The sequence below is a fragment of the Frisingicoccus sp. genome (assembly GCA_016298055.1).
Lineage (GTDB): Bacteria > Bacillota > Clostridia > Lachnospirales > Lachnospiraceae > Frisingicoccus.
In genome coordinates this window covers 1-6842 of sequence record JAEDDO010000098.1, presented here as the reverse complement: position 1 = coordinate 6842, position 6842 = coordinate 1, and the positions used below count along the sequence as shown (strand labels likewise).

Below are 6842 nucleotides of genomic sequence, written 5' to 3'. Positions count from 1 at the left end.
ACACTCACGCTCAGCTAAAAGCTGATTGACATATTTCTCCGCGATTCTCTGAATATTCATATCAATGGTTGATACGACCGTATACCCGTTCTCAGGGGAAACTGTTGTCCGTTCAAAATCCGAATTTTCTGACAAATACCCGTATTCACGTCCGTCTGTTCCGTTCAGCATATCATTATAATAGCCTTCAATTCCCCATGTACCGTCATTACCTTTATTCGTAAATCCAATCAGGGCCGCTGCCAGAGAATCGTAAGGATATTTTCGAAGATACTCTTCTTCAAACCAGATACCTTTAACATAGGCACGCTCTTCCATATCTTTCTCATCTTCTGAATCCATAAAGTCCTGATACGCCTTTACCGTGTCATAATCCAATTCCTTGGCCATAACACAATAACGACTTTCCGGATCCTCTTCCAGAAGCTCATAAACCTTTGAGGCATCGATTCCAAAATATTTCTCAATCGCTTCTGCTGTCGGCTTCTCACAATCCCCATTCGAATTAATGACAACATAAGGATCCAGTACAAGATTATAAACTTTCTCACTTGTTGCCAGAACCGTTCCGTTTCTGTCTGTAATATCGCCCCTCTTAAAAGGAATATTACGGCTGTCATAATCCATCTGAGCCAAAACGATCCGGCTGTAGGTATCGCTTTTTCTCATATTGATCCAAATCAAACGTCCAATTAATATACAAATACATAAAAGAAACGTACCACAAGCAACTACGAGTTTTGTCTGGTTAGTTTCTTCAAATCGTCTTTCCCGTTTTTTTCGTCTCTTTCGCCTTCTTCTTTCAGGCTGTTCCGAAACTTTATATTGCTTCGCCAAGATGTCACACCGCCTATCTGATTTAAGGAAAAGCCCCCAGCATTCTGAGGGCTCAATTATCATTCATCCGTTGGGATCTGTTCATATTGTTTCACATAATCCTCGTTTTCATTGGAATAATAGTGAATCTGATCTTCCTTGATCGCTGTCATTCCATATTCATTAACAGCTGTCTGGTATACCTGAGACAAATCGATTGCACTGTTAATCCGCTCTTCCATAGCTGCATTCTCATTCGTGATCGTACTCAGTTGTGATTTTAATGTGGCAATTTGCACATTGGTACGGGTAATCTCATTTTGAAGACTCAGATATCCAACACAAACAGCAACTGTCACAACAACCGAAATAACAAGAAAAACTGTATATGTCAAATCTAATTTTGAAGCCTTTTCACGATTTTTTCTTGCAGCAGCATTCTTCACATTCCTGTCCGAATGCGAAGTCTTTTTACGACGCTTTTTCCTGCGCTGATTCTCCGGCAATTCTTTTGGAATGGTTTCATATTTTCGAACGGTATTGCCATCAATATAATACCCTGTCGAAGATGATCTTCTTCTTTTTCTTTTATTCTCCGGCATATCCACCGTTCCTTTCTAAATATTCTGAATTCTGCGTTCAAAAACACGCAGCTTTGCACTTTTTGATCTTGAGTTCATCGCCAGTTCTTCTTCCGAAGGAAGAATCGGTTTTCGGGTAATCACCTTACCAAGAGATTGCTTCCCACAGACGCATGCAGGAAATGACGGAGGGCATTCACACGGATTCTCGCACTTTCTGAATATATTCTTCACAATTCGATCTTCCAGTGAATGAAAGGTAATAATGCAGATCCTTCCGCCATCGTCAAGGAGTTCGATCATTTCATTCAAATGTCCTTTAAGAACATCCAGTTCATGATTCAATTCAATTCTGATGGCCTGAAATGTTCGCTTTGCCGGATGACCTCCGACGGCACGAAACTTCATAGGAATCGCCGCCTTAATGATCTCTGTAAGCTCGTCTGTTGTCTCTATCGGTTTTTCCTGTCTGGCCCGGACAATATGTTTTGCAATATTCTTCGCAAATTTATCTTCGCCGTAATCTCTGATAATATGATAGAGCTCTGTTTCACTGTAAACATTAACAATATCACGGGCCGTCTTTTCCTGACGCTGATCCATCCGCATATCGAGCGGCGCATTCTCCCTATAGGAAAATCCTCGTTCAACCGTATCCAGCTGGTACGAGGACACACCTAAGTCTAAAACAATACCGTTTACTTTGTCAACACCGAGATTTGACAAAACCTGCTTCATATCACTATAATTACTGCGCACAATTGTTACTTTATCTTCAAAGGGTTTCAATCGTTCACCTGCTGCACAGATTGCAGCCTCATCCTGATCGATCCCGATAAACCGTCCTTCATCTCCCAGACGGCTGCACACATGAAAAGCATGTCCGCCTCCGCCAAGAGTCCCATCGACATAAATACCATCCGGCTTTATATTCAAATTCTCAATTGTCTCGTCTAATAAAACCGACTGATGTCTGAAAAGCACTTAATCACCTCTTAATTATAAAGATATTCCGATGTCTTCCATATGCTGGGCAATATCATCCATATCATCCACATCGACATCATTAATTTCTTCCCATTTATCTCTGTTCCAAATCTCGATACGATTTGAAACACCTACTAAAACGGCCTCTTTTTCCAGTTTTGCAAATTCTCTCAGATTTGCAGGAATCAAAATACGGCCCTGTTTATCAATTTCGCATTCAGATGCTCCTGCAAGAAAAAATCTGCTGAACTTGCGGGCATCTTTATTGGTCATCGGAAGTTCATGAATCTTATTCGTAAAGGTTTCCCATTCTTCCTGAGGATAAACTGACAGACAGCCATCAAGCCCCTTAGTTAAAAAGAATCTTTCACCCAGAGACTCTCTCAACTTGGAAGGAACAATCAGCCTGCCCTTGGCATCCAATGTATGATTGTATTCACCAATAAACATACAGTCACCCATTTCCTATCTCAGGTTCCTTTTCAAACCATTTCTCACCACTTTGTTTCACTTTCTCCCACTTACATTTTTATTCTATAGCATTTAAATTGAGATAGCAATAGAATTTTTACTTTTTTACGAATTTTTCATTTTTTATTCACAGTTTTTATTTCGTTCTTTTTAATCATTTTTATAGTAATTTACATAAAGATATGATAGAATAGATAAGAATGTCGAAAATTAAAATTTTAAAAAATCCTTAAAATAATTATAGAAGAAAGGACGTATAAACATGAAATTAGGTATCGTTGGTCTTCCAAATGTAGGAAAAAGTACCCTGTTTAATTCATTAACAAAAGCCGGGGCTGAATCTGCCAATTATCCATTCTGTACGATCGACCCAAACGTTGGTATCGTATCCGTTCCGGATCATCGTCTGGATGAACTGGCTAAACTCTATGACTCTGCTAAAATTGTTCCTGCTGTCATTGAATTCGTTGATATTGCCGGACTTGTCAAAGGTGCATCGAAAGGTGAGGGTCTTGGAAACCAGTTCTTATCCAACATCCGTGAAGTAGATGCCATCGTCCATGTCGTTCGCTGCTTTGAGAATGATAATATCGTTCATGTTGACGGAAGCATCAACCCATTGAGAGACATCGAAACCATCAACCTTGAATTAATATTCTCAGATATTGAGATTATGGAGCGCCGTTACGCAAAAGTCAGCAAAGGGGCACGCAATGATAAATCTCTTGCAAAAGAAGCGGATCTCGTAAAGAAGGTCATCGCCCACCTTGAAGACGGCAAGATGGCACGCACACTTGAAATTGATGATGAAGAAGAACAGCTTTTAATGCAGAGTTTTAATCTTCTGACCGGTAAACCTGTCATTTATGCTGCCAACGTTTCCGAAGATGAACTGGCTGATGATGCACAGAATAATCCTTTCGTTAAATCTGTCCGTGAATTTGCGGCAACTGAAGGTTCTGAAGTATTTGTTATCTGTGCACAGATCGAGCAGGAAATTGCTGAACTTGATGAGGATGAGAAAAAGATGTTCCTTGAAGATCTGGGACTTTCTGAATCCGGACTCGAAAAACTTATTAAAGCAAGCTATCGTCTCCTCGGTCTCATCAGTTATCTGACAGCCGGACCGACAGAGTCCCGTGCATGGACGATCAAGAAGGGAACAAAGGCACCTCAGGCTGCCGGAAAGATTCATTCCGATTTCGAACGCGGCTTCATCAAGGCGGAAGTTGTCAGCTATGATGATCTGATGTCCTGCGGTACTTATACAGCAGCTAAAGAAAAAGGCCTTGTCCGTATGGAAGGTAAAGAATATGTCGTTAAAGACGGAGATGTTGTTCTTTTCCGTTTTAATGTTTAATGTAAATGGGGACAGGCTTCTCAGAAATTGAGGAACCTGTCCCCCATTTATTTAATCATTTGAAATAATCATCCAGGCCATGCCTTCTTTTATAAAAATCCGGCCTTCTTCCTCTAAAAGTTCATTGCTGACCATAAGGCTTTCTCCAAAATGGGAAGACGCATTTTCCAATGGATATTTGAAACCTGACAGTGTAATTCCTGTAAGCTCCATAGTCACAGGAATAAGAGAAACATAGGTCCCTGTCATCTCTTCTCTTTTCAGCACTCTTTCTCCCCGAATCATCTCAATTATATTATTTTGATCAATAATTATACCACGGACATCTTCATCAAGAATATTTTTTAACATCTGAAGATTAGCAAGCACATGATCCAGGCGGCTTCCTGTTCCTCCCAGAATATGAATCACTTTCTCTTCATTTTCTTCTGAATGATGATTCTTAATAAGGCTCAGTGCCAGCTTAACGGCGATATCCGTATCCGTATAATCTTTTTCAGGAATGAACTGATGCACACATATATCCGGACGATGTATATACTTTTCAAGAATCGTTCCGTCAATGGTATCAAAATCACCTACAAGATGGGTAATAGAAAGATCGGACCGGTCGGCAAAGGCCAGTCCACCGTCCACCGCAATAATTTCATCATAATAATTTTTCTTTAAAAAAGAGGAGGCAAAATCATCATCGATATTGCCCCCTGTGATAATCAATACTTTCATTCGTATTTTTTAAATACCTCCAGGAAACCTTTGACATTATCCTCAACAGAACCCTTATATACTGCCGAGCCTGCAACAAGCACATTTGCTCCGGCTTCAATGAGCATTCCCGCATTATCAAGGGTGACACCGCCATCCACCTCAATATCTACCTTCAGGTTTCTCTCCTGGATCATGGCACGCAGACGACGGATTTTGTCGGTCGTTGTCTCAATATATTTTTGCCCGCCAAATCCCGGATTAACGCTCATAAGAAGTACCATATCAACTTCCGGAAGTATCTCTTCAATTGAAGACAGAGATGTTGCCGGATTCAAAACAACACCCGCTTTGATTCCATGGTTTTTTATCACCTGGATCGTCCGGTGGAGATGTTTGCATGCTTCTGCATGAACCGTAATAATATCTGCTCCGGCATCCACAAATTCATCAATATAACGTACCGGTTCCTCGATCATCAAATGTACGTCAAACACTTTGTCTGTCACCGGACGGATGGCTTTTATGACCGGCATCCCAAAAGAAATATTCGGCACAAACTGTCCGTCCATAACATCTATATGAATATATTCCGCTCCGGCTTCCGCCGCTTTTACTACGCCTTCACCAAGTCTGGCAAAATCCGCAGATAAAATCGATGGTGATAAAATCAACATCTCTAATACCTCCTCTGTTCTTTCAATTCCCCATACATCTGAACATAATGTTCATAGCGCACAGGACTGATCTTTCCTTCTTCCATGGCGTTTTTAACACCGCAGTCGGGTTCATTGATATGATTACATCCGGTAAACCGACATGTTTCCTCATAATTTAAAAATTCCGGAAAATAATGTTTTAGTGTTTCATCTGTAAAATCATTGAGATACAGTGAACTAAATCCCGGTGTATCAAAAAGATATGTTCTTTCACCAATATGAAACAGTTCTGAATGTCTTGTCGTATGACGTCCTCTCTTTATCTTTTCACTGACAGCGCCCGTCTCCATGGATGCTTCCGGAAGAAGCCAGTTCATTAAAGAAGATTTCCCAACACCGGATGGTCCTGCAAGAGCTGTTGTCTTTCCCGACAACAGCTCTTTAAGACCTTCCAGATATTTTGACTCTTTGACGCTCACGAAAACCATAGGATAACCGCTGGCTTCATAAATCTTTTCAAGTTCTCTGATTCTGGCATCTTCGACCAGATCACATTTATTAAAACCGATAATGACAGGAATATCCTTATACTCCATCTGAAGCAAAAACCGATCCAAAAGTCCAAGATTCGGTTCCGGCTGGGCAGCAGCAAAAAAGACAAGAGCCTGATCAATATTCGCTACTGCCGGACGAATCAATTCATTTTTTCGGGGCAGTATCTCGCGAATATTACCTTTTTTACCAGATTCATCAATGACATCAATGACAACATCATCACCCACCAGAGGTTTCACTTTGCGGTTTCTGAAAATGCCTTTAGCCTTACACTCATAAACGCCCTGATGTTCAACATGGATATAATAGAAACCACCGATGCCTTTTATAATCTTTCCCTGCATATATCTGCCTCAACTAATTAAAATAAATTGCATAAGATGCATACAGAATGCCGTCTACTGTCGCATTGACCGTCGCTGACGTTCCGGCTTCACCTGTAACTGTCGTTCCCCATCCGGATTCATAGGCATCCGCCGAACTGCAGTAAGCACTATAAACTGTATTTGTTGATCCATCCGCATAAACGACCTGAATCACAACTGTTCCGGATTCCATTGCCGCCTGACCGCCGATATCATGTCCAAAAGGATTGTCCACAGGCATATATACGGACGCTGTACCCTGAGCCGGTGCCTTTGACTCGGTCTCTGTCTCTCTCGGTCCTTTACTTACACCGAAATTGATGATGGTTCCTTCTTCAACCTC

The 6842-nt window shown here is 41.0% G+C and carries 8 protein-coding genes and 1 pseudogene; 1 reads left to right on the top strand and 8 read right to left on the bottom strand.

Annotated elements, in window-relative coordinates; all coding sequences use genetic code 11:
* From QZZ35_RS08090 to mraZ, 4 genes and pseudogenes are all read right to left on the bottom strand, one after another.
* Positions 1 to 837: pseudogene (locus QZZ35_RS08090) on the bottom strand (peptidoglycan D,D-transpeptidase FtsI family protein); the annotation flags it as partial.
* A 59-nt stretch (positions 838 to 896) separates the two neighbouring features.
* Positions 897 to 1418 carry a hypothetical protein gene (locus QZZ35_RS08085; RefSeq protein WP_291236940.1) on the bottom strand — a complete coding sequence of 174 codons (522 nt, stop codon included), beginning with the start codon at positions 1416 to 1418 and terminating at the stop codon, positions 897 to 899.
* A gap of 15 nt (positions 1419 to 1433) precedes the next feature.
* A complete protein-coding gene (rsmH, locus tag QZZ35_RS08080; protein WP_291236939.1) occupies positions 1434 to 2381 on the bottom strand; it encodes a 16S rRNA (cytosine(1402)-N(4))-methyltransferase RsmH in 948 nt (315 codons plus the stop codon).
* A 15-nt stretch (positions 2382 to 2396) separates the two neighbouring features.
* Entirely contained in the window at positions 2397 to 2834 is a 438-nt protein-coding gene (gene mraZ, locus QZZ35_RS08075; protein ID WP_291233840.1) for a division/cell wall cluster transcriptional repressor MraZ, read from the bottom strand.
* A 283-nt stretch (positions 2835 to 3117) separates the two neighbouring features.
* On the opposite strand from mraZ, the gene ychF reads away from it, so the two are divergent.
* Positions 3118 to 4215 carry a redox-regulated ATPase YchF gene (gene ychF / locus QZZ35_RS08070; protein ID WP_291236938.1) on the top strand — a complete coding sequence of 366 codons (1098 nt, stop codon included), beginning with the start codon at positions 3118 to 3120 and terminating at the stop codon, positions 4213 to 4215.
* A 51-nt stretch (positions 4216 to 4266) separates the two neighbouring features.
* On the opposite strand, the gene QZZ35_RS08065 is transcribed toward ychF, so the two are convergent.
* The 4 genes from QZZ35_RS08065 to QZZ35_RS08050 form a co-directional block, all read right to left on the bottom strand.
* Positions 4267 to 4941 carry a thiamine diphosphokinase gene (locus QZZ35_RS08065; RefSeq protein WP_291236937.1) on the bottom strand — a complete coding sequence of 225 codons (675 nt, stop codon included), beginning with the start codon at positions 4939 to 4941 and terminating at the stop codon, positions 4267 to 4269.
* Entirely contained in the window at positions 4938 to 5597 is a 660-nt protein-coding gene (gene rpe / locus QZZ35_RS08060) for a ribulose-phosphate 3-epimerase (RefSeq protein ID WP_291233830.1), read from the bottom strand. Before rpe ends, QZZ35_RS08065 begins: the two co-directional genes overlap by 4 nt.
* Before the next feature lie 2 nt (positions 5598 to 5599).
* Positions 5600 to 6478, bottom strand: coding sequence for a ribosome small subunit-dependent GTPase A (gene rsgA / locus QZZ35_RS08055; RefSeq protein WP_291236936.1), 879 nt, complete (start codon positions 6476 to 6478; stop codon positions 5600 to 5602).
* Positions 6479 to 6491: 13 nt separating this feature from the next.
* A partial coding sequence (locus tag QZZ35_RS08050; protein WP_291236935.1) for a hypothetical protein occupies positions 6492 to 6842 on the bottom strand: 351 nt, incomplete at its 5' end.

Excerpts from the sequence above, each read along its gene's own strand:
- rpe (WP_291233830.1), bottom strand. The coding sequence starts at position 5,597 with ATGTTGATTTTATCACCATCGATTTTATCTGCGGATTTTGCCAGACTT.
- QZZ35_RS08065 (WP_291236937.1), bottom strand. The coding sequence starts at position 4,941 with ATGAAAGTATTGATTATCACAGGGGGCAATATCGATGATGATTTTGCC.
- ychF (WP_291236938.1), top strand. The coding sequence starts at position 3,118 with ATGAAATTAGGTATCGTTGGTCTTCCAAATGTAGGAAAAAGTACCCTG.
- mraZ (WP_291233840.1), bottom strand. The coding sequence starts at position 2,834 with ATGTTTATTGGTGAATACAATCATACATTGGATGCCAAGGGCAGGCTG.
- QZZ35_RS08085 (WP_291236940.1), bottom strand. The coding sequence starts at position 1,418 with ATGCCGGAGAATAAAAGAAAAAGAAGAAGATCATCTTCGACAGGGTAT.
- rsgA (WP_291236936.1), bottom strand. The coding sequence starts at position 6,478 with ATGCAGGGAAAGATTATAAAAGGCATCGGTGGTTTCTATTATATCCAT.